The following is a 22,510-nucleotide window of genomic DNA, read 5'->3' on the forward strand; positions in this document are numbered from 1 at the left end:
CCAAGGACGACGGTCCGGTGCTCCCGTGTACCGACGCGGTCCTGTGCGTCTTCTTCAGCCCCCCAGCCCCCACGTTCTCCCACGCCCCCGTGTCCCCCTCATGTCCACCGTCACGCCACGCCCGGGGCCCCGCAACTCGGGCCCCGACGGCCCCGCAACTCGGGCCGCGGCGGCCCCGCACCTCGCGTACGGCAAGATCGCCGACCGGTGGGACAGCGGGGCGCGCCGGTATGTCCGGGAGCAGGTCATGACGCGCATCCGTATTCGTGTTCGAATCCCTACCGAACCCGGGACGGTTCACCTACACTCCAGGCGGAGCACTCTGAGAAGCGCGGAGGTAGGGCGATGTCGGAACACATGGCCTGGGGTGCTGGGAGAGGAGTCCGCTCCGCCCGAGATCGTCGAAGTCGCTCCGATGGCTGAGCCCGGGCCCGGTCCCCCGAGTGGGCCGAAGACGCCAGGTCGTCACCACCGCACGATCATCCGACGGAAGCTCGCCATCCCCGAGCCCGCGAAAGAAGTGGTGTACCGCCGCAGGCTCAGCCGACGCATACACCAGCTCTTCGATCGCCACACGGTGGTGAAGGTCTTCGCGACCGCCGGGGCCGGCAAGACGACCGCGGTGGTTCAGGCTGTCCGCGACCTCGACAGGCCGGTGGCCTGGGTGTCGCTCGACGGGACGGAGCAGGCGGCGGGGCGTCTGCTCGTCTATGTCGAGGCAGCCGTCGAGGAGCCGGTCCCCCGCGCGGCGGATGTCGCCTCGGATGCCCTGAGCAGCAACCTCCAGATCGGTGAGGCGGCTGGGCTGCTTGCCGAGAGCCTGCAGGGCAGTGGGCTCATCGTGGTCTGCGACAACGTGGAGCGCATCGCCTCCGACGAGAGCTGCACCGCGGTGCTCTCCTCCTTCGCCCGCTACCTGCCGTCCGACGCCAACCTCGTACTGATCTCGCGCGTCGACGTCCAGCTCGACCTGGGCTCGACCAGCGAGCGCGACCGGGTCGGCGAGCTGGTCGAGACCGACCTCGCCTTCGACGTCCAGGAGGCGAGCGCGGCACTTCGTACAGCCGGTGACGTCGACGTGGACCCCGTACAGGCGGTAGCGGCGACGGAGGGATGGGTGACCGGCGTCCTGTTCAAGGGATGGCGGCATGCCCGGTCCCGCGAGATGGATCCCGATTCACTGCACTCCTATGTCGCCGCGAACATCTTCGATTCGCTCTCCCTGGCCGAGCGAACGTTCCTGCTCCATACGAGCCCGTTGGACGAGATATCGGTCGACCGGGCCCGGGCGCTGGGCCAGGAGAACGCGGCGCACATCATGGCCGACCTCCGGGGCCGGTATCTGCCGGTGACGTGGTCCGCCGATGGTTCGCGCATGACGCCCCACCCCATATTCCGCGACTTCCTGCAGGTGGCTCTCGAGCGGGAGGACGCCAGGACGATCGACGAGGTGCGGCGCCGACACGCTGACGTCCTGATCGCCCACGGCGCGCGCGAGGAGGCCGTCGACGAGCTGCTTCGGCTCGGCGACGCGGAGGCGGCCGGGCGGCTGGCCGCCGCCGCCCTCCCGAGCCTGGTCGCGCGGATGGACTTCGCCCTGGCGGCACGTTGGCTGGACGCGCTGGGCGCGTCGGTCCGGACCCCGACTCCGGAGATCGGATCCGTCGTCCTGCACGTCGCCTTCGCGCTGGAGCAATGGGGACGCGGAGTGGAGTTCATCGATCGGCACGGCTACGGCTGGCTTCCGGAGCCGGGGGCTCCCGGCGCCGAGGAGGCCCGCGTCCTGGCGTGCTGGTCCCTCTGGCACTCCGGACGGATCGACGAGGCCCGATCCGTCGGCGACCAGCTGCCACCCGGCCGGAACCGGCGCATCACCGACACGTTGATCGCGGGCGCGACCGGCGAGGAGCCGCCGCCCTTCCCGGAGTACTCGACGACGCCCTCCGGCCCGCTCGACGGTCTGCTGATGCGCCTCGCCTTCGTCCGCGGTCGCCTCGACGGCCTCGACGAACCGGGATCGTTCGACCCGTGGCGCACCGTCCTCGGGGGGCCCTGGGTGGTCGCCGCGTTGCGCGCCACCGGGCGCCTGGACGCCGCGATGACCATGTACGAGGCCCGTCGGGGTTCGTCGCAGCCGGTTTGGCTGCATGCCGTCGACGCCGTCGATCTCATGCTGGACCTCGGTCGCGGAGAGGAGGCCTGGTCCCTGCTCACGCGGGGGCGGGACCTCATCGCGGCAACGGGCTCGAGGGTCTACCAGAACATGAGCCTCCTCGCCGAGGCCAAGCTGTGGCTGCGCCTCGAAGGCAACAGGCAGCGTGCCGACGGCGTGCTGGCGGCGGCCGCCGCCAACGGGGCCCTGGAATACGCCCTGACGCGTGAGACGTGGAAGATCTGGACGGGTCTCTCCCTGCTGCAGCAGGGCAGGGACGCCGAGGCGCGGGACCATCTCTCGGAATGCCTGCGCAGCATGGAGAAGGGGGACCGCAAGCTCGATCTCCCGACGGCCGCGGTGTACCTGGCCGAGGCGCAGTGGCAGCTCGGCCTCGAGGACGAGTCCGACGCCACGGCGGAGCTGGCCATCGCCTCCGCCTCGGCCAACGGGACCCAGCACTTGTTGCTGACGGCGCTGGCGGACATGCCATCGGTCGCCTCCAGGGCGGCGGACACCGAGTCCAGTCGCACGTCGCGCTCGCACGAGCTCCTCGCCGCGCTCTCCGGCCGGCACCCCGTGCGCGTGAACGTGAGTGCGCCACGTCTCGTCCTCGAGGAGTTCGGGGAGCCGGTCCTCACGGTCGACGGGAATGTGGTCCAGCCCCGCCTGACGAAGAGTGTGGAGCTGCTCAGCTATCTGCTCGGAAGCCCCGGCCGGAGGGCTACCCGCGATGAGCTTCTCGGCGCGCTCTTCGGCGGCCGCAACGACGCTGCCGGCCGAAGCTATCTGCGCCAGGCCCTCTTCCGGCTCCGCCAGGCGCTCCCCGCGGACCTCGGGCCGTCGCAGGACGGGGAGGTCTTCAGCCTGGTCGGCCCGGAGTTGGCCACGGGCTCGGCCCAGCGCGCCGTCGACATCGTCGCGCAGGCCGGAAGGCAGGACGGGGAGGTGCGACTCCAGACGCTCCTGCACGCCCTCGGCAGTGCGGACCGGGGCGCCTTTCTGGCGACGGTGTCGGGCAGCTGGGTCGCGGAGCGTCGCGTGGCCCTGACCGAGATCTTGCTGCCGGCGAGGGTCGACGCGGCCAAGTTGGCCTATCGGCTGAACCGTCTTCGTGAGGCGAGGGGTCTGGTCGACCACGTCCTGCGGGACGATCCCTACCGCGAGCAGGCATGGCAGCTCGCCATCCAGATCGAGCACGCCAGCGGCAACGACGACGCGGTGTTGGCGCTTTACCAGCGGTACGTCGCGCGGATGAGCGAGCTCGGCGTCGCACCGTCCGACGAGGTTCGCCGACTGGTCACCCAGCTGCGCCGCTGAGGGCTCGCGCGGAGAGCCGCTGGGGGATTCCCCGGTAGCGGACCAGGGCCCGCTGATCATGGGGTGACGACGCTCTGTGCTCACCGGGAGACCGTGTCCGCCCCGGCGTCATGGCCGGCGGAACCCCTCGGGGCCACGACGACAGTGATCGGCGATGGCCCGACCCGCCTCGTCCGGCCGTCACGGGAGATCGCGGTTAAACATCCGGCTAACAGCCTGTTCGCGGGTGGTTAACGCCCCGGCCGCCAGGATGAGCCGCGTCCCTGAGAACTGGAGGCATGACCATGAGGACCGGTTCCGAATACCTGGAATCCCTGAGTGACGGGCGAAACGTCGTCATCGACGGTGAGCGCATCGAGGATGTGTCAAAGCATCCTCTGACCCGTGGCTACGCCGAGCAGGCCGCGCGCTTCTACGACCTGCATCACGAACCCGAGAACCACGCCTCCCTGACCTTCGTCGACGAGGACGGCACGCGACGCCCGATCGGCTGGTTGTATCCGCGGAACCAGCACGACCTGGAACGACGGCGCGACTACGCCAACCAGATGATCCGCAGCTTTGGCGGCGGCGCGTTCGGCCGCCTCCCCCAGAGCAACAACGGCAACTGGTACGCCCTTGTGGACGACCCCGCCGTTTGGGCCGAGCAGTCCAAGGACACGCCCGCGAACGTCGACCTCGCCCGCAACATCATCACGGACTTCGAGGTGAACCGCGATGCGGACCTCTGGGCGGTCCCCCTGCTGAACGACGTGCAGCGCGACCGCTCGGACCCCGAGGCCGCGGCACGCAACCCGATGCTCCGGGTCAAGGAGCGCACTGACGAAGGCATCGTGGTCACCGGCTGGAAGGGGGTCTCCACCGCGGTCATCTTCGCCGACACGATGCTGCTCGGCAACGTGGTGAAGCCCGGGACAGAGCCGGAGCACATCATCTGGGCGAGCGTCCCGGTGAACCACCCGAACGTCACACACGTGGGTCGCATTTCCAACGCGACGCCCTCCGAGTCCGCCTTCGAGCGGCCGTTGTCGAGCCTGGGCGACGAGCTCGACACCATGGCGTTCTTCGATGACGTCTTCATCCCGTGGGAGCACATCTACCACCTGGGCGACGTCGATCACGCCAGGCTGTACGCGCAGCGTGCGTTCGACTTCGAGCACGCCGACACCCTGCACCACATGATCGTCAACGCGGAGCTCATGACCGGACTGGCGGTCCTGATCGCACAGACAACGGGAACGCTTCAGCACCCGGTCGTGGGATCCGACATCGCCGACCTCGTCCGCTTCCACGAGACGCTGCGCGCCTTCACCATCGCTTCGGAGACGACCGCGTTCGTGACGCCCAGGGGGCTCTGCAAGCCGAACAACATCTTCTATGACTTCGGCCGCGCGCACTATCTCGAGAACGTGGGCCGGCTGTCGGAGAAGATCGTCGAGATGTGCGGTCGCTCAGCGGTGTTGTTGCCGAGCGAGAAGGATTTCGAGGATCCCGAGATCGGCACCAGGCTTCTGGAGATGTTCCACGCCACGACGATGAGCGCGCACGACAAGATGCGGCTCTTCAAGTTCGTCAAGGACCGGTTCCTCAGCGACTGGGCCGGACGCTACAGGGCGTTCGAGAGGTTCCAGGGCACGCCGTTGTTCCTCATCAAGCTGTTGACGATGCAGCGCATCGCGACCGACCCCGGCGGCTCCATCACCCAACTGGCCCGCGAGGCGACCGGTCTCGGCTCCACCGACGAGATCACCGCGCGGGCCGTCGCCGAGCGCGAGGAGTTGTTCGCCTCGGTGACTCCCGTCGCCGGTAAGGCCGCCCCCGCTCGGGGCGCCACGGCCAACCAGGGCTTCTCCTTGGACGACAAGGATCAGCCCGACTACATCAAGATCCAGGACGCGTGACCGCCACCGATGTGCTCGGCCCGCGGGATCGTGCGGGCCGAGCACATCGGCAGAGCTCCGCGATCCGGTGTCAGAGTGAGGAATTCGGATGAAAGCGTTCGTTCATCGGGGACAAGTCACCAAGGTGGTGTTCGGCAGGGGGACACGCGGCAGTGTCCACGACGAGGTCGCGCTCCTGGGCTGCGAGCGCATGGTGGTGCTGTCCACCCCGGGCCAGGCGCGGCAGGCCGCCGAGACGGGTGACCTCCTGGGCGCGGCGACGGCCGGGTACTTCGCCGAGGCGGCCATGCACACACCGGTCGAGGTCACGGAGAAGGCGGTGGCCTACGCCCGGTCGGTCAGGGCCGATGGTGTGCTCACCGTCGGAGGAGGGTCCACGATCGGTCTCGGCAAGGCCATCACGGCCAGAACCGGACTGCCGCAGCTGGCGCTGCCCACGACATACGCGGGATCGGAGGCGACTCCGATCCTGGGGGAGACCGAAGGCGCCCGCAAGACCACGCGACGACTGCCCGAGGTCCTCCCCAGGACCGTGGTGTACGACGTCGACCTGACGCTGACGCTCCCTCCCGCCGCGGCCGCGGTCAGCGGTGTCAACGCCCTGGCGCACGCGGTGGAGGCGCTCTATGCCCAGGACCACGACCCGATCGCCAACCTCATGGCCGGTGAGGCGGTCGACGCGCTGATCCGTTCCCTGCCGGCGGTGATCCGGCGCCCGGACGACCCGGAGGCCCGCGCCGGGGCGCTGTACGGTGCCTGGCTCGCCGGTTCCTGCCTCGGGTCGGTCGGGATGGCGCTGCACCACAAGGTGTGCCATGTGCTGGGCGGCACCTTCAACCTGCCGCACGCCGAGACCCACACGGTGGTGCTGCCGCACGTCCTCGCCTTCAACTCGGCGGCCGCGCCCGATGCCGTCGAGCGGGTCGGGCGCGCGCTTCCCGGCTCCGAGGGCGGTACGGCCGCCGCTCTCTACGACTTCGTCGGGGAACTCGGTGCCCCCCGCGCACTGAGGGACCTGGGCATGCCGGAGGCGGGGATCGAGCAGGCAGCCGACCTGATCGTCCAGAACACCTACTGGAATCCGCGCCCGGTGGACCGCTCATCGGCCAGGGCGCTGCTGACCCGGGCATGGGCCGGCGAACGCCCCGCGGCCTGATCGCCTCCCGCGCACCTTCCACCACGACAACCCCATCACCAGGGAGCCCCCTCATGCGTGACCTCAACAGTGAAACCATCACCGACGCGGTGATCGCCACCTTGGACGGCGCCAAGGACCCCCGTACCGCCTCGATCCTCGAGGCGCTCATCCGTCACGCCCACGCCTTCGTCCGCGAGGTGGGACTGACCGAGGAGGAATGGGCCACCGGCATCGACTTCCTCACCCGCACCGGTCACCTGTGCACCCCGAAGCGGCAGGAGTTCATCCTGCTCTCCGATGTCATGGGCGTCACCATGCTGGTGGACGCGCTGAACCACCAGCGCGAGTCGGTGGCCACCGAGAACAGCGTCATCGGCCCCTTCTTCCGCGAGGACCGGCCGGAACACCCCCACGCCGCCGACATCTCCGCGGGCCTCGCGGGCACCCCGCTCTTCTTCGAGGGTCTGGTGACCGATCGCGACGGCGAGCCGGTCGCCGGCGCGACCATCGACGTGTGGCACAGCGACGGGGACGGCCACTACGACATCGATGTCCCGGGCCTCGAGGAGACCGCGATGCGCGCCCTGCTGCGGACCGACGGCAAGGGTGTCTTCGCCTTCCGTTCCATCCGTCCGGCGAGCTACCCGATTCCGGGGGACGGAACGGTGGGCGAGTTCATGCGGGCCGCGGACCGGTCCCTGATGCGCCCCGCCCATGTTCATCTGGTCATCGAGGCGCCCGGGCTCCAGCGGGTGACGACGATGCTGTTCCCTTCCGACGACCTGTACCTGGAGCAGGACCCGGTCTTCGGCGTCAAGGACTCGCTCGTGGTCGACTACGCCTCCCACGAAGCCGGCACCGGGCCGTACGGCGACCACATGGACCAGCCCTACACCTCGCTGCGGCACACCTTCGTCCTCGCACCCGACCAGGGCTGAGCCCTCGCCGGTGAACGTTGCCCGCGGTGAGCTTCGCGGTGTGGACCACGGGTGTGGATCACATCGGATTCCCCGCCGGTCAAGGGTGCAGGAGCAGGCCGCACCTCACCCGCACAGAACTCAGATCGATCTTCAGGGAGGTCTACCGATGTCCGAGACCCTTGAGATGTCCGAAACCCCTGACATGAAGTACGCCTTCCGGGCCACGATGAGCCGACTCGCCTCAGGGGTCAGCGTGATCACCACCCGGTCGGGGGACGTCCCCATCGGCATCACGGCCAGTGCCGTCACGTCCCTTTCGATGGAACCGCTTCAGCTGATCGTCTGCATCAGCAACCACCTCTTCACCCGCAGCGCGATCGCCCAGCACGGACGATTCGCCGTGAACATCCTCGGGGAAGGCGCTCAAGAGCTCGCCAAGAACTTCGCGACCTCCAAGGAGGACAAGTTCGCGGGCGTGCGGGTCAGCGAGGAGCACGGTGTCCCGGTGCTCAGGGACGCCATCGCCTCCGTCGTGTGCGATGTGTCGGCGGCACTCCCCGGCGGGGACCACACCATATTCGTCGGCGACGCCCGCCACTTCGAGCACCAGGCGGAGGCCCGGCCGCTGGTGTACTTCGCGGGCATGTTCGGCGCCATGACCTGAGGGAGCGCGTCCGTTCGCGGCCGGGAGCGGCCGGTGCGGTGGCCGGGATTCCCCGCGCCACCGCACCGGCCGTGCGGTCTTCCGTTCCGCCGGGCCTCCACGCGATTCCCGCCCGTCGGCTGTCGGAGGGCTGGGCTACGGTGGGTTCGTTGCCGCACCCCTCGAGCCTTTCCGGTCGAGTACGTCGAGTACGTCGAATATGTCGAGTACGAGGAGAATCCGGAGTGACCCCCGAACAACTGCGGGCCTTCTGCCTCTCCTTCAACGCGGTGGTGGAGGAGTCCCCGTTCTCCCGCCACCCGGAGGTCTCGACCTTCAAGGTGCTCGGCAAGATCTTCGCCCTGACGACGCTGGACGCGCGTCCCCTCACGGTGAACCTGAAGTGCGACCCGGCGGACGCGGGCCGGCTCCGTGAGGGGCATCCGGGGCTGATCGTCCCGGGGTGGCATATGAACAAGCGCCACTGGAACACGGTGACGGTCGACGGCGCACTCCCGGACCGGCTGGTCCGGGAGCTCATCGAGGACTCCTACGACCTGGTGGTCGCGGGGCTGCCGAAGGCCGAGCGCCTCCGGCTCGACCGCCCTTGAGGGTTTCCGGCGGCGGATGCCGGGCCGGACCGGGGCTCAGCCGAACTGACCGGGCTGGTAGTCCCCGGCGGGCTGCTGGACGATGACGTTCAGGCGGTTGTAGGTGTTGATGATGGCGATGATGGCCACCAGGGCGGCGAGCTGCTCCTCGTCGTAGTGCTTGGCCGCGTTCGCCCACGCCTCGTCCGGGACACCCCCGGCCGCGTCGGCGATGCGGGTGCCCTGCTCCGCCAGCTCCAGCGCGGCGCGCTCGGCATCGGTGAACACCGTGGCCTCCCGCCAGACCGCGACCAGGTGGAGGCGGGTCGAGGTCTCCCCGGCCTTCGCGGCCTCCTTGGTGTGCATGTCGGTGCAGAAGCCGCAGCCGTTGATCTGGCTGGCGCGGAGCTTCACCAGCTCCTGCGTCGCGGCCGGCAGCGCCGAGTCCGTGACCGCCTTGCCCGCGGAGTTGAGGTGCTTCAGGACCGTGCCGAGGAGCGGGCTGCCGAAGAGGTTCAAGCGAGCGTCCATGATGGGCTCTCCTATGCCGTGTGCGGTGCTGACACCTCCCTGACGGAACGGCTCGGACAGATGTGACCGGAGCGCATGTGACCTGCGTCTCCCTCCCGGCGCCGCGGTCGGCGTGCCCACTCGCGCCGTGCGGAGCGCTCAGTCCCGGAACGAACCGTCCGCCCTGCGCGAGTGCCGCGACAGCAGGTGCGTGCACTGCGGGCAGTGCCGCCTGAACCCCTTCTTGATCAGATAGCTGATGCCGATCGTCACCACATGCATGAGCCCCACCGCCGCGTTCTGGAGCAGCCGCCCCAGCCATGACCTCGTACACGTCTCACAGTCCCGGCAACCGTCCGCCATGGCGTGTTCCCCCCACTCTCGTCGTCCGTTGTGCCCGTGCTGACCTGCTCCGTAGAACCAGTGTGCGCAATGGAGAACGCCGCACGGCCGTCAACTGCCGCCCCACCGCCCGGTTGTGACCGCTCCAGATCGCACCCAGCACACAGTTGTGACATCGCGGATCACTTCGGACGGCCCGCCGGTATATCCGTGGCGTAGCTCCATAGCGCCCACACCAAATTCCGTACCCTGCACGCCTCTTGACGTGGACGCGTCGCTACGCGTCACTGATAGGAACCTTTCCTATCAGTCTGTCCGGAGGAAACCCTGTGGCGCCCATCCCCCGCAGACCGCGCCGAGCGGTCGGTGCCTTCCTGGCCGCGGCCACCGCGGCCTTAACGATCACGCTGCCGAACATCAGCGCGGCCCAGCCCTCCGACGCGAAGGCCGCCGCCGCACCCGTGCGGTACGAGGCCGAGTCCGCGGTCATCTCCGAGGGCGCGGCCGAGTCCAACCACGCCGGCTACTCCGGCACCGGGTTCGTCAACTTCGACAACGCGGCCGGGACCTACGTCGAGTTCACGGTGAACGCCCCGGCCGCGGGCAGCGCCACCCTGACCCTCGGCTACGCCAACGGCACGGCGGCCGACCGCCCGCTGGACATCGCTGTCAACGGCGACCAGGCGGTGGACAACCTGGCGTTCCCGTCCACCGACACCTGGACCAACTGGGACTCCGTGACCACCACGGTCACCCTCAAGGCCGGTGCCAACACCATCCGCACCACCTCGGCGGCGGCCGAGGGCGGCCCCAACCTCGACTACGTCGACGTCACCGCCGCCGACGGACCGGCCGGCACCGACTACGAGGCCGAATCCGCCAAGATCTCCCAGGGCTCCGTCGAGTCCAACCACGACGGCCATTCCGGCACCGGATTCGTCAACTTCGACGTCGTCGCGGGCGCCTACGTCGAATTCACCGTCGACGCGGCACAGGCCGGCCCCGCCCGGCTCGACTTCCGCTACGCCAGCGCCACCGCCGACCGCCCGCTCGACATCGCCGTGGGCGGCGACACCGTCGCCGACGACCTCTCCTTCCCGGCCACCGGCGCCTGGACCACCTGGAAGACGGTCGGCGTGAACGCCACGCTCAAGGCCGGAAGCAACACGGTCCGCGCGACCACCTCCGGCGCCGACGGCCCCAACCTCGACAAGCTGACCGTCACCCCGACCGGCCCCGCCGACACCGAGCGCCCGACCGCCCCCGCGCATCTGCGCAAGGACGAGGAGCCGACGGCCACCACCGTCTCGCTGGCCTGGGACGCGGCCACCGACAACGTGGGCGTCACCGGCTACGACATCTATCAGCACGGCCAGTTGATGAAGAAGGTCGGCGCGGACGTCCTCGCGGCGACCGTTACGAACCTCGACCCCGAGACCTCGTACGACTGGACCGTCTTCGCCCGGGACGCGGCCGGGAACGCCTCCGAGGCCTCCAACGCCGTCACCATCGCGACCCTGCCCGCACCGCCCGACAACGAGCCGCCGACCGCCCCGGCCAACCTGACCTCCCCCTCGAAGACCGCCACCACCGTCGATCTGGGCTGGTCCGCGTCGAGCGACAACGTCAAGGTCACCGGCTATGAGATCTACCGCGACGGCGTCCTGTCCGGCACCTCGGAGACCACCTCCACCAGCGTCGCGGGCCTGACCCCCAACACCGCGTACGCCTTCAAGGTCCGGGCGTACGACCTCAAGGGCAACAAGTCCCCCTTCTCGCCCGAGCTCACGGTGACCACCGCCGGAACCCAGCCGGGCGGCACCCCCGACCCCGGCACGGTCAGCACCATCGCGAGCGGGGTGGACGTGGCCTGGGGCCTGGGCTTCCTGCCCGACGGCACCGGCATCTTCACCGAGCGCAACACCTTCAACGTCTACAAGCTGACCAAGTCCGGCACCAAGACCCTGGTCGGCAAGGTGCCCAACTCCCAGACCACCGGCGGCGAGGGCGGTCTGCTGGGCCTCGAGATCTCCCCGACCTTCGCCACCGACCACTACCTCTACTTCGTCCACACCTCCAGCGAAGGCAACCGCATCGCCCGGATGACGCTGGAGAACAACACCCTCAGCGGCTACAAGGTGCTGCTCCAGGGCATGGAGAAGAGCCGCTTCCACAACGGCGGACGGCTGCGCTTCGGCCCCGACGGCAAGCTGTACGCCTCCATGGGCGACGCCCAGACCGAATCGCGGGCGCAGGACCGGAACTCGCTCAACGGCAAGATCCTCAGGATCAACCCCGACGGCTCGATCCCGTCCGACAACCCCTTCGGCAACGCCGTCTGGTCGCTGGGCCACCGCAATCCGCAGGGCCTGGACTTCGACTCCAAGGGCCGGCTGTGGGAGTCCGAGTTCGGCAACAGCGTCATGGACGAGGTCAACCTCATCCAGAAGGGCGGCAACTACGGCTGGCCCAACTGCGAGGGCACCGACGGCGACTGCTCGAACTCCGGCTACATCGCGCCCAAGAAGACCTGGCCGACCTCCTCGGCCTCGCCCAGCGGCCTGACGATCATCAACGACCATGTCTTCGTCGCCACCACCGTGGGCAAGCGCGTCTACCGGATGCGCATCGACTCCTCCGCCAACCTCGTCGAGCAGAAGACGTACTTCCAGGGCACCTACGACCGGCTGCGCACGGTCGAGGTCGACCACGACGGCGACATCTGGCTCACCACCTCCACCGACAAGGACGGCACCGACGGCAACGACCGCATCCTGCGGATCGACATCGTCTACTCCGACGACGGCACCGCCGGTGAGTTCAAGCTGAACAGCAGCGCCTTCAAGGACAACGCGACCATCCCGGACCGCCACACCTGCGCCGGGGACGGTTCGGCGGGCCAGGACCCCTCACCCCCGCTCGCCTGGGGCGCCGGAACCACCGGCGCGCGCGGCTGGGCCATCGTCTTCGCCGATGTCGCAGGCGGCGGCAACAAGCTCCACTGGGCGATCTGGGACATCCCGGCGGCCAAGCTCTCCCTGCCCGAGGCGCTGGGCTCCGGCTTCAGCGTCCCCGGCCAGGGCGGCGCCAAACAGAAGGCCATGGGCAGCGGCGCCAACGCCCAGCAGTACTTCGGCCCCTGCCCCGGCGGTTCGACCCATCCGTACACCTTCACGCTCTACGCCTTGAACAGCGCGACCGTGCCCGGCATCAACTCCGGCTCGTCGATGGCCCAGATCGAGACGGCGATCAAGAACGCGAGCACGGCGAACGTGAAACTGCGCGGCAACTCGGACGCGGGAACGTAGCCGTTGAGGTGAGGTAGGGGTGGCCGGAGGGCCCGGACGTGGTCCGATTCCGCCCGGCCGCCCTTCACTTCGGAGCGACTTCGGAGCGCTCGCACGCACCATGGTTTCCCGGGCGGCGGACGGGAGTTGTTGTCGGCGGGGGCGATTACCCGTGAGCCGTGTGATCGTCCTTGGCCACCGCATCGCCGCGAGAGGGAACCCGCCATGACCGATGTATTCGCTGTCTCCATCGACACCGTCGAAGGGTGCACCCTCCGAGCGGGGCAAGGAGATCGTGGACGGCATGCGGCTGAGGGGCGAGTTCCGTGAGCTCCACGACGCCGTCCTCGGCAAGAGGATACGAGTCGACGAAGACGGATATCTGCTGGCGGACGACGGCAAGACCGTGCTCACCCCCAGGCGCACCGCGAAAGCCGTGTACGGGAAACAACTGAGTGGCGGCGGCGGACAGGACCAGATCTCCCACTACGTCCGGACCGAGAGCGACCCCGAGGGGTTCTCCCGGCGCACCGCCGAGATCGTGACCTCCTACGAGGCGGGCCCCATCCGTAACGTGCCGCTGTGGAGTGAGGTCATGGCGTTTGAAGACCCGGACGAGCCGTGGGAAGAGGGGGCCCTCGACGAGATCGCGGACCTGGAGGGCGAGGCGGATCTGTCCGACTGGCACACCTGGATGCTCGTGGGCGCCCGCCCCTTCGAGGAGGGTCCCTACGCGGACTTCACGGCGACGGTGCGAGACCCGGGCTACCTGGAGCACATGGTCGGTGGCATGCGCTGGTCGACAGCCCACACGGGGCGCGTCTAGCACGTCCTGCCTCGTCAATTGGGTGTCCATCCGTGCCCCGGGGGAGCTATCAGCGTCCGTGTGCCGTGAATGTACGTACTGCACATGTTCTGACACGCCCCCGTTGGCGCCGCGGCCATGGCCTGCCTGACACCTCATGTGCCACCCTTGAGATGATGGACAGTCAGTGATGCTGTGACTACGGAGGCAGTCGATGACTCGTCGTTGGGAAGCTGACCCGTCGGCGTTATTCGCCAGGCGTCTGGGAAAGTCGGCGGCAGAGCTTGGGAACTCCGACGACGAAGAAAAGTGCCCGGATATCTGGCAGCTCGACAACGGTGATATCGCCGTGATCGGCCGCGACCTCACTGCCGTCTACGCCTCATGTTTGCCCACTGGTGTGTCCATCGGTCCTGATGAGCGGCTGGTTGTCATTCCCGGAAACATGCTCAGTGCGGCAAAGGGAGATATTCCCGTTGCTTGATCTTCGTGCCCCCGCGCTCCCGGCCGAGCAGGGCGAACCACTCGATGACGACGCCTACGTCAGTGACTTCCGGGCACGACGCAAAGCTATCCGTCACGGCGAGTCCTGGAAGTTGGAACGGCTCCAGCACTTCGAAGAGGAGGGCAGTCCTGCCAGGGACGCGCTCCGTCGAGGCGACTGGGACGAAGTGCTCCGGCTCTTCGAGGCGAGGCGGGAGGCCACACGGGAGGCGGCTGAAGAGGACCGGCGGAATGGCTCCCCGTTCCATCGCCTGCGCGTGGTGGAAGAGCCGCTGACGCCTTACATGCAATGGGAGCTGCACTCGCTCCACCTCCGCGCGGAGGCCGGGCACCCCACCCGTGTGCTGCCCGCGAAGGAAGTTGCCGCCGCTGAAAGCGATCACCTTCTGCCCGAGTTCGTCGTCCTCGACAATCGCACCCTTTATGAGATTCTCTACACCGAGACCGGAGCCTTCGAGAGCGCCCGCCGTTTCACCGACCCCGAGATCGTAAAACCTTGGGTGGCCTATGTGAAGCAGGCTTGGGCGGTAGCAGAGGATATCCGGACCTACTTCGAGCGTGCGGTTGTGCATCTTCCGCCGCCCCCGGCGGCATGAGCGGAGAACAAATCAACGGCTCGGCCGGGGACGAGGGAAGTCGTCCACAAGGTTCTCAGAATGACCTGTCAGGGTCATCTCGGGATGTCGTACAGGCCGGCAACGTCTCGGGCGGCATCAACTTCTACCAGCGGGTGCCGGGGGAGTCGGCCAGCCTCATACCGCGACAGCTTCCGGCTGATGTGCACGCCTTTGTCAACCGCAGCGACGAATTGAATCAGCTTGATGCGATCCTGACCAGCCAAAGCGGCGACCGACTGGTTGTCTCGATCCATGTAGTGGCCGGCACGGCAGGTGCGGGGAAGACCTCGCTGGTGCTGCACTGGGCTCACCAAGTCAAGGACCGTTTTCCCGACGGTCAGCTCTTTGTCAATCTGCGGGGCTACGACCCCGGCGTACCCGTCACGCCGGACCAGGCGCTACGCCGATTCTTGCGTGCGTTCGGCGTGCCTGCCGACCAGATTCCCCAGGACGTCGATGATGCCGCCGCTTTGTATCGCTCCCTGCTCGCCGAGCGACGCGTCCTGATCCTGCTCGACAACGCCGCCACGGTCAGCCAGGTGCGGCCGCTCCTACCCGGCACTGGCACCAGCCTGGTAGTGGTGACCAGTCGCAGCCGGCTCGCCGACCTCACCGTACGAGATGGGGCCCGCCGTCTGACGCTCGGCACGCTTCCCGAGCCTGAGGCGATTGCCTTACTTCGCGCGGTCACCAGCGGCTATCGGCCCGGAGACGATGAGGAAAAGCTGACAGAACTGGCCCGTCTGTGTGCTCGGCTGCCACTCGCCTTACGTATCGCGGCAGAGCGCGCCGCCAGTCATCCTCATATGAGGATCGACGATCTCATCTCTGACTTGCGCGACGAGTCGGCGCTGTGGGACGCGCTCAGCACCGGCATCGATGAGGAAGCAGAAGCGGTCCATTCGGTCTTCGCCTGGTCCTACCGCGCCCTGCCGGAATCCTCCGCACGGCTCTTTCGCCTGCTGGGGATTCATCCGGGTCCCGAGTTCAGCCTCCACGCGGCCGCGGCCCTCTGCGAGTTCAGCCTCAGCCGTACGAGGCAGCTCCTGGACGACCTCGTGGGCGCCCACCTGCTCGAACAGACAGCACCGGACCGATTCCAGTTCCATGACTTGCTGCGTGCCTTCGCCACCGGCCAGGCGCAGAGCGATGAGCCTCCCGAGCGGCGGAGCGCGGCCCTGCACCGTGTACTGGACTGGTATCTGCATACCGCTGACGCGGCGCAGAGCTGGCTCAGACCTTCCGAGAAGCATTCCCCTCTCGCGGCATCGACGGCTTCCGTGCCTCCTCTGGTCTTCGCCGACTACGACGCGGCAGCGGACTGGGCGGACCGCGAACACACGACTCTGCTCCGTTTGGTTCCGGCCGCCGTATCGGCCGGGATCGACGCTCTCGCCTGGCGCCTGGCCGAGGTGCTGTGGACTGCCCGCTACCCGTCAGCGCCAGACAGTGACTGGATCGACCCGATGCGTGCCGGTCTGGCGGCAGCCGAACAGGCGGACGAACCGGGTGCCCACATCAGATTGCTCAACTACCTGGGCATGGCCTACCGGAAATACCGCCGCCTCGACGAGGGCATGGAATGTCACCGACAGGCCAGGGAACTCGCGCATAGCGCAGCCATGCCCCTCGAAGAGGCGCGCTCGCTGAATCTCATCGGCCTGATTCACCTTGAGCTCCGCCAACTCGACCCGGCGGCTGATCACTTCGAGCGTGCCGCCGCGATCTTCCGTGACGCGGATGAACCCCGCAGGGCGGCCATGGCCCTGTCCAACATCGCCAGCGCCCGTCTCGATGCGGGCCGTCTGCCCGAGGCCGAGGAGGCCGCCGAACAGGCGCTCGTCGCCCACCGAGCCCTGAACAACGAAAGAAGCGTGGGCAACGCCTTGTATATCGTCGCCGAGCTTCGTCGAGAGCAAGGCGAGCTCGCAGCGGCACGACGTGCGATCGACGAGGCGCTCGACATCGCGCTCAACCTCAGGAGTCACGTCCTGGAGGGCTTTTGGCTGCTCACTCTGGGCGATATCCAGCGTGTCGCCCGGCAATACGGCGACGCACTGACCTCGTACCAGCGGTCCGCCAAGCTCCATCAGCGTCTCGGTGACCGTAGCCGAGAAGCCCTCGCCTGGCGGGGCACCGGGCAGACCTATGCGGCGATGGACCGCTACGGCGAGGCCGCCGCGTTTCATCGCCGGGCCGCCGTCGTGCACGGTCAGCTCGGCGATGCGTGGCAGCACGCCTTGGAACTCGACCACCTGGCCGCCGTCGTGGACGGGGAGGACCCCCAAGCGGCCCGCGTCCACTGGGCCGAGGCCCTGTCCCATCTGGTCACGTACACCGATCCCCGGGCCGTGGCCGTGCGGTCTCGCATCGAGGGGCATCTGGCCGATCCCTCGGCGTAACTGCTCTCATTCGGGGAGCGGGTCGCGCAGCTCGAACCAGATGTGCTTGCCGGTGGGGCGGAGCCCGTATTCCCAGGTCACGCCCCACGCGTAGGCCAGCTCCTGCATCAGGAACAGCCCCCGGCCGCCCTCCTCGTCGGGCCTGGCGGCGCGGGGGTACGGGTGGCGGTCCGGGGAGCCGTCGCGCACGGCGATCGTCGCGATGCGGTCGCGGACGAGGGTGTCGATGTGGATCAGTTGGGTGTTCGTGTGCCGGTTGACGTTCGTCACGGCCTCGGAGACCAGGAGTTTCGCCGTGTCCGCGAGGTCGTGCAGGTCGTTGGCCTGGAGGAGGGCGGCGATGGCGTCCCGGCAGACCCTGGGGCTCTTGGGGGAGTTGGGGGCGCTGAGGCGGTAGGCGTACGGGGTTTCGGCAATTTCGGGCATGACGGTGCTCCCAACGCGGTGCGTGATTGGTTCGATGCGCTGCGCTACCAGGACCATAGAGCATCTGAGTGCACGCGTGCACTATGCTTCCGATAACCGTTAACTGAAGGGGAGCGTGCTGGTGTCACCCAGGTCAGGCCCGACCGCGAGACAGCGGCGCCTCGGTACGGAACTGCGCAAGATGCGCGAGCACGCCGGAATGACCGTGGCCCGCGCGGGCGAGGAGCTGGGCGCGGATCGCACTCGGATCAGCAACATGGAGGCGGGTCGCCTCGGCATGAGCGAGGAGCGAGTCAGGACGCTCGCGGCGATCTACTCGTGCGCGGACCAGGCGTACGTTGACGCGCTGTCGGCCATGGCCGTGGAGCGGGTGCACGGCTGGTGGGAGGAGTACCGAGGGAAGCTGCCCGCAGGCGCGCTCGATCTGGCCGAACTGGAACACCACGCGGTGAGCCTGAGGACGATGCAGCCGATGCACATCCCGGGGTTGCTGCAGACGGAGGACTACGCCAGAGCCGTGTTCGCTACCGCGGTACCCGATCTCACCGCGGTTGAGCACCGTCGCAGGCTGTCCCACCGGCTGAGGCGTCGGGACGTACTGGACAGGGACAATCCGCCGCAGTGCACCTTCCTCGTCCATGAGGCCGCGTTGCGGATGCGGTTCGGTGGCGCCAAGGTGGCCCGTGGCCAGTTGGAGTACCTGCTGGAGGCGTCCGAGCGCGACAACGTGACCGTGCGCGTGATTCCATTCGCGGCCGGAGGTTTTCCTGGCGCGGGGGCTTCCGTACTCTATGCGGCCGGACCGGTGCCGCAGTTGGACACCGTTCAGCTCGACGTGGCGACCGGAGTCGCCTTGGTGGACGCGGAAACGCTCGTTGCCAACTACCGGGAAGTCCTGGACCGGACGCAGGGGCTGTCACTCAGCCCTGAGGACACGCGCGACTTCGTTCGCGACATCGTGCAACAGCTCTGAAGGCATGGAGATGTCGGACATACAACACTGGCGGAAGTCCTCGTACTCAGGTGACGCGGCCAACAACTGCGTCGAGCTCGCTCGAATACCGGGCACCGTCCTCCTCCGGGAGAGCGACGAACCCCAGACCGTGATCGCGACCACCCCCGCCGCCCTCCGGGCGCTGACCCGGGTCGTGAAGGCGGGGCGGTTCGATCAGCTGTCCCGCTAGGGGACAATGGGCGCCATGAGTCTGTTCCGCGACGACGGCATCGTGCTGCGCACCCAGAAGCTGGGGGAGGCGGACCGGATCATCAGCCTGCTCACCCGCAACAACGGCCGCGTCCGCGCCGTCGCGCGGGGGGTGCGGCGGACGAAGTCGAAGTTCGGGGCGCGGCTGGAGCCGTTCAGCCACGTTGACGTGCAGTTCTTCTCGCGCGGTGGTGGCGAGCTGATCGGCCGCGGGCTGCCGCTGTGCACGCAGAGTGAGACGATCGCGCCGTACGGTGGGGCGATCGTCACCGATTACGCCCGCTACACCGCCGGTACGGCCATGCTGGAGACGGCCGAGCGGTTCACCGATCATGAGGGCGAGCCCGCCGTACAGCAGTATCTGCTGCTCGTCGGCGCCCTGCGCACCCTGGCCGCCGGGGAGCACGAGCCGCATCTCGTGCTGGACGCGTTTCTGCTCCGGTCGCTCGCGGTCAACGGTTACGCACCGAGTTTCAACGACTGCGCCAAGTGCGGGATGCCCGGTCCGAACCGGTTCTTCTCGGTCGGCGCGGGCGGGGTCATCTGCGGAGAGTGCCGGGTGCCCGGAAGCGTCGTACCCTCGGCGGAGTCGCTGACGCTGCTGGGCGCGCTGCTGACGGGGGACTGGGAGACGGCGGACGCGTGTGAGCTGCGGCACGCCCGGGAGGGCAGCGGGCTCGTGGCGGCGTATTTGCACTGGCACCTGGAGCGGGGGCTTCGGTCGCTGCGGTACGTAGAGAAGTAGCAGAAGCGGCAGCAGGCAGCAGTAGCACAGAGAGCAAGAGCTGAGGGAGACGTGGCAGGCATGGCAGGACGCGGGTTTCTGGGCCGACAGCGGCGCGAGTACCGGATCCCGGAGCCGCACCCGTCCGGCGCCCGGCCGCCGAAGATCCCCGGTGAGCTGGTGCCGACCCACGTGGCGTGCGTGATGGACGGCAACGGCCGCTGGGCGAAGGAGCGCGGGCTGCCGCGCACCGAGGGGCACAAGGTCGGCGAGGCCGTCGTGATGGACGTGCTCAAGGGCTGCCTCGAGATGGGCGTCAAGAACCTCTCCCTCTACGCCTTCTCGACCGAGAACTGGAAGCGCTCGCCCGACGAGGTCCGCTTCCTGATGAACTTCAACCGCGATGTCATCCGCCGCCGCCGCGACGAGATGGACGCGATGGGCGTACGGATCCGCTGGGCGGGCCGGATGCCGAAGCTGTGGAAGTCGGTGGCGCAGGAGCTCCAGGTCGCTCAGGAGCAGACCAAGGACAACGACGCCATGACCATGTACTTCTGCATGAACTACGGCGGCCGGGCGGAGATCGCGGACGCGGCGAAGGCGCTGGCGGAGGACGTCCGGTCGGGGCGGCTCGATCCGTCGAAGGTGAACGAGAAGACGTTCGCGAAGTACCTCTACTACCCGGACATGCCGGATGTGGATCTCTTCCTGCGCCCGTCGGGCGAGCAGCGCACGTCCAACTATCTGATCTGGCAGAGCGCGTACGCCGAGATGGTGTACCAGGACGTGCTGTGGCCCGACTTCGACCGCCGCGACCTGTGGCGGGCGTGCCTGGAGTACGCCTCGCGGGACCGCCGCTTCGGTGGGGCGATCCCGAACGAGGAGCAGCGGAAGGACGACTCGCCGTCCGCGTAAGCGCCCGGTCAGCGGCGGGGTTCGAGCTTCAGGTCACCCGCGGTCACATTGCGGATGTGGTCACTGGCTAGCATGTCGTGCGGGAAGCCGAGCCCTATCGCACTGGCCTCGTCGAGGCGGGCCAGATGGGCGGCGGTGAGGTCGACCGACAGGGCGCCCAGATTGTCCTCCAGCTGCGCGGGGGTGCGGGCGCCGATGATGGGTGCCGTCACGGTCGGATTCCGCAGGGTCCAGGCGAGTCCGACCTGGGCGGGTGTGACGCCCAGCTCCGTGGCGACCTCCTTCACGACATCGGCGATGGCGAGGTTACGTTCGGTGAGCGTGCCCAAGGCGAGGTTGAAGCTCTTGCGGGTGCCGTCGTCGGAGGCGACGTTCGCCGCGGTCAGGTCGTCGCGGCTGTACTTGCCGGTGAGCACCCCGCCGGCCAGGGGTGAATACGGGAGCACACCCAGCCCCATCTCGCGTGCCATGGGGATCAGGTCGCGTTCCCCGGTGCGCTCGATCAGGTTGTATTCGATCTGGAGCGCGACCAGTGGCGACCAGCCGCGCAGGTCGGCGATCGTCTGCATGCGGGAAACCTGCCAGGCCGGGGCGTTGCAGATCGCCACGTACAAGATCTTGCCCTGCCGGACCAGATCGTCCATGCCGCGCAGAATCTCCTCGACCGGTGTCGTGAAATCCCAGACGTGCAGATAGAGCAGATCGATGTAGTCCGTATGGAGCTGTCGCAGACTCGCCTCCACCGAGGTGAACAGGCTCTTGCGGTGACTGCCCGCGGAATTCGGGTCGCCGGGCCGGCGCAGCGTCGTGTATTTCGTCGCGAGCACCAGGCTTTCGCGGTTGTCGCGGGTGAATTCGCCCAGCATGCGCTCGGACGTGCCATTGCTGTAGGTGTTGGCGGTGTCGATGAAATTGCCGCCTCGCTCGACGTAGACGTCGAACAGCTTGCGCGCCTCGTCCTGTTCGGCTCCCCAGCCCGATTCGGTGCCGAAGGTCGCCGCGCCCAGCGCCAGCGGTGAGACCCGCAGCCCGGAGCGGCCCAACAGCCGGTAGGTGTCGAGGGTGAGCGACATGGTGTCCTCCTGTGCTCGTGATCCGTTGTCGAGCACCAGCCTGTGACCGCCGTGAGCCGTGGGTAAGGGAAAGAAGTTCCTGGGAAGGCCAGTCCTACCCTCGCTGTTGGAACGCATATGACGACCCCCACCGTGGACACCACACAGGAGCTGGCCGCGTTCCTGCGGGCCCGGCGCGAACGGCTGGACCCGCGCGATCTCGGCCTCCCGTCGCGCCGGCAGGCCCGGCGGACCCCGGGACTGCGCCGCGAAGAGGTCGCCGAGCTGGCCGGGGTCAGCGTCGACTACATCGTGCGGCTGGAACAGGGCCGCGGGCTGCGGCCCTCGGCGGACGTGGTGGAGGCGCTGGCCCGGGCGCTGCGCCTGGCCCCCGTCGAACGCGCCTACCTCTTCAACCTGACCCAGCAGCGCCCGCGCAACGCCGACAAGCCCGCCACCACCGCGGCGCCGCCGCTGGCCGGGCTGGTCGCCGACCTGTCGCCGCTGCCGGCCATGCTGATGAACCACCGCTACGACATCCTGGCCTGGAACCACGAAATGACGAGGGTGCTCGTTGATTTCGACACCTTGCCTCCGGCGCAGCGCAATGCGATGTGGCTGTGCCTGATGCACCCGGACATACGCGAGTTCTACGTCGACCGGGAACGCGTCGTACGGGAGGGGGTCGCCCATCTGCGCGCCGCGTGGGCCACGCATCCGGAGGATCGGGCGTTGACCGACCGCATTGCCGAATTCATCGCTCATGACGAGGAATTCGCGCGATTGTGGGCCGAGCGGGACATCAAGGTCAATGGCCGCGGGCACAAGGTGATGCGGCATCCTGACGGCGGTGTGATCGCGGTGGATTTCGAAGTGCTGATACCGCTGGAAGATCCGGAGCAGCGGTTGGTGATCTTCCGTCCTGCGGATGAGGAGAGCCGGGCGGTATTGGACCGGTTGTGCGCACGGTGAGGTCGAACCGTCCGCAACAGACCGTGAGCGCGCGGGTGGCATGATCGGGGCCCGCATGCCCCGCGCCCCACGTACGCCACCGCCCG

At 68.3% G+C, this 22,510-nt stretch carries 20 protein-coding genes; 16 read left to right on the forward strand and 4 right to left on the reverse strand.

The genetic code is table 11. The features are described from left to right. Positions 1-523 precede the first annotated feature (523 nt). The 6 genes from J8403_RS28600 to J8403_RS28625 all read left to right on the forward strand — a co-directional run bounded on the left by J8403_RS28600 (position 524) and on the right by J8403_RS28625 (position 8,685). Positions 524-3,472 (forward strand): AfsR/SARP family transcriptional regulator, encoded by a 2,949-nt coding sequence (locus J8403_RS28600; protein WP_246586026.1) that lies wholly within the window; start codon positions 524-526, stop codon positions 3,470-3,472. A gap of 284 nt (positions 3,473-3,756) precedes the next feature. Beyond that, positions 3,757-5,373 carry a 4-hydroxyphenylacetate 3-hydroxylase N-terminal domain-containing protein gene (locus tag J8403_RS28605; protein WP_211125673.1) on the forward strand — a complete coding sequence of 539 codons (1,617 nt, stop codon included), beginning with the start codon at positions 3,757-3,759 and terminating at the stop codon, positions 5,371-5,373. 88 nt (positions 5,374-5,461) lie between these two features. After that, complete coding sequence (locus J8403_RS28610) at positions 5,462-6,529, forward strand: maleylacetate reductase (protein ID WP_246586027.1); 1,068 nt, start codon at positions 5,462-5,464, stop codon at positions 6,527-6,529. A gap of 53 nt (positions 6,530-6,582) precedes the next feature. Next, a complete protein-coding gene (locus J8403_RS28615) occupies positions 6,583-7,449 on the forward strand; it encodes a dioxygenase family protein (RefSeq protein ID WP_211125674.1) in 867 nt (288 codons plus the stop codon). 148 nt (positions 7,450-7,597) lie between these two features. Further along, the gene (locus J8403_RS28620) at positions 7,598-8,095 is read left to right on the forward strand and encodes a flavin reductase family protein (RefSeq protein ID WP_246586028.1); all 498 of its coding nucleotides are present in this window, start codon (positions 7,598-7,600) and stop codon (positions 8,093-8,095) included. 224 nt (positions 8,096-8,319) lie between these two features. Then, complete coding sequence (locus J8403_RS28625) at positions 8,320-8,685, forward strand: MmcQ/YjbR family DNA-binding protein (protein ID WP_211125675.1); 366 nt, start codon at positions 8,320-8,322, stop codon at positions 8,683-8,685. 36 nt (positions 8,686-8,721) lie between these two features. Here the strand turns inward: J8403_RS28625 and J8403_RS28630 are convergent, their stop codons facing one another. Beyond that, a complete protein-coding gene (locus tag J8403_RS28630) occupies positions 8,722-9,195 on the reverse strand; it encodes a carboxymuconolactone decarboxylase family protein (RefSeq protein WP_211125676.1) in 474 nt (157 codons plus the stop codon). Between the two features lie 138 nt (positions 9,196-9,333). Further along, a complete protein-coding gene (locus J8403_RS28635) occupies positions 9,334-9,537 on the reverse strand; it encodes a hypothetical protein (protein WP_211125677.1) in 204 nt (67 codons plus the stop codon). A gap of 308 nt (positions 9,538-9,845) precedes the next feature. On the opposite strand from J8403_RS28635, the gene J8403_RS28640 reads away from it, so the two are divergent. The 5 genes from J8403_RS28640 to J8403_RS28660 all read left to right on the forward strand — a co-directional run bounded on the left by J8403_RS28640 (position 9,846) and on the right by J8403_RS28660 (position 17,131). Further along, complete coding sequence (locus tag J8403_RS28640; RefSeq protein ID WP_211125678.1) at positions 9,846-12,824, forward strand: PQQ-dependent sugar dehydrogenase; 2,979 nt, start codon at positions 9,846-9,848, stop codon at positions 12,822-12,824. Positions 12,825-13,107: 283 nt separating this feature from the next. Continuing rightward, positions 13,108-13,629 (forward strand): hypothetical protein, encoded by a 522-nt coding sequence (locus tag J8403_RS28645; protein ID WP_211125679.1) that lies wholly within the window; start codon positions 13,108-13,110, stop codon positions 13,627-13,629. Between the two features lie 193 nt (positions 13,630-13,822). Beyond that, positions 13,823-14,092, forward strand: coding sequence for a hypothetical protein (locus J8403_RS28650; protein ID WP_211125680.1), 270 nt, complete (start codon positions 13,823-13,825; stop codon positions 14,090-14,092). Further along, positions 14,085-14,708 carry a DUF6879 family protein gene (locus J8403_RS28655; protein ID WP_211125681.1) on the forward strand — a complete coding sequence of 208 codons (624 nt, stop codon included), beginning with the start codon at positions 14,085-14,087 and terminating at the stop codon, positions 14,706-14,708. The genes J8403_RS28650 and J8403_RS28655 overlap by 8 nt, the downstream gene beginning before the upstream one ends. Beyond that, the gene (locus J8403_RS28660) at positions 14,705-17,131 is read left to right on the forward strand and encodes an ATP-binding protein (RefSeq protein ID WP_246586029.1); all 2,427 of its coding nucleotides are present in this window, start codon (positions 14,705-14,707) and stop codon (positions 17,129-17,131) included. The genes J8403_RS28655 and J8403_RS28660 overlap by 4 nt, the downstream gene beginning before the upstream one ends. 6 nt (positions 17,132-17,137) lie before the next feature. Here the strand turns inward: J8403_RS28660 and J8403_RS28665 are convergent, their stop codons facing one another. Then, complete coding sequence (locus J8403_RS28665; RefSeq protein ID WP_211125682.1) at positions 17,138-17,557, reverse strand: ATP-binding protein; 420 nt, start codon at positions 17,555-17,557, stop codon at positions 17,138-17,140. Between the two features lie 121 nt (positions 17,558-17,678). Here J8403_RS28665 and J8403_RS28670 point away from each other — a divergent pair, with 121 nt between their 5' ends. The 4 genes from J8403_RS28670 to J8403_RS28685 are packed head-to-tail and all read left to right on the forward strand — an operon-like array spanning position 17,679 to position 20,400. Then, the gene (locus tag J8403_RS28670) at positions 17,679-18,530 is read left to right on the forward strand and encodes a helix-turn-helix domain-containing protein (protein WP_211128471.1); all 852 of its coding nucleotides are present in this window, start codon (positions 17,679-17,681) and stop codon (positions 18,528-18,530) included. A 10-nt stretch (positions 18,531-18,540) separates the two neighbouring features. Next, positions 18,541-18,741, forward strand: a complete 201-nt coding sequence (locus tag J8403_RS28675; RefSeq protein WP_211125683.1) for a DUF397 domain-containing protein — start codon at positions 18,541-18,543, stop codon at positions 18,739-18,741. Between the two features lie 15 nt (positions 18,742-18,756). After that, positions 18,757-19,506, forward strand: coding sequence for a DNA repair protein RecO (gene recO, locus J8403_RS28680; protein WP_211125684.1), 750 nt, complete (start codon positions 18,757-18,759; stop codon positions 19,504-19,506). A gap of 60 nt (positions 19,507-19,566) precedes the next feature. After that, complete coding sequence (locus tag J8403_RS28685) at positions 19,567-20,400, forward strand: isoprenyl transferase (protein ID WP_211125685.1); 834 nt, start codon at positions 19,567-19,569, stop codon at positions 20,398-20,400. An 8-nt stretch (positions 20,401-20,408) separates the two neighbouring features. Here J8403_RS28685 and J8403_RS28690 read toward each other — a convergent pair whose 3' ends face one another. Next, complete coding sequence (locus J8403_RS28690) at positions 20,409-21,473, reverse strand: aldo/keto reductase (RefSeq protein WP_211125686.1); 1,065 nt, start codon at positions 21,471-21,473, stop codon at positions 20,409-20,411. Between the two features lie 117 nt (positions 21,474-21,590). On the opposite strand from J8403_RS28690, the gene J8403_RS28695 reads away from it, so the two are divergent. Next, positions 21,591-22,424, forward strand: coding sequence for a helix-turn-helix transcriptional regulator (locus J8403_RS28695; RefSeq protein WP_211125687.1), 834 nt, complete (start codon positions 21,591-21,593; stop codon positions 22,422-22,424). Positions 22,425-22,510 lie beyond the last annotated feature (86 nt).

Origin of the sequence: Streptomyces yatensis, from assembly GCF_018069625.1 — a bacterium.
Classification (GTDB): domain Bacteria; phylum Actinomycetota; class Actinomycetes; order Streptomycetales; family Streptomycetaceae; genus Streptomyces; species Streptomyces yatensis.